General features: G+C 64.1%; 1 protein-coding gene. It reads left to right on the top strand.

Annotated elements, in window-relative coordinates; genetic code table 11:
• Window positions 1-237, top strand: a 237-nt coding sequence (locus KW824_RS20830; RefSeq protein WP_218410909.1) for a VCBS domain-containing protein, incomplete at both ends; no start/stop codon positions are given.

Genomic DNA, 237 nt, shown 5'->3' with positions numbered 1-237 from the left:
GCAACGGCACCCCGAGCGCTGGCGCACTGGGTAGCCTGACCATCACCGAAGGCGGCGCCTGGACCTACAACGTCGACAACAGCAAGGTGCAGTACCTGGGCGAGGGCGAAACCAAGGTCGAGACCTTCACCGTGCAGTCTGTGGATGGCACCGAGCACACCGTCACCATCACCATTACCGGCGTCAACGATGCCGCGGTGATCACCGGCGCTGACAGCGGTGCGGTCACCGAAGATG

This window comes from Aeromonas sp. sif0611 (assembly GCF_019218845.1).
In the GTDB taxonomy this organism is placed as follows: domain Bacteria; phylum Pseudomonadota; class Gammaproteobacteria; order Enterobacterales; family Aeromonadaceae; genus Aeromonas; species Aeromonas media.
This window is presented reverse-complemented; position numbering and strand designations above follow the sequence as displayed.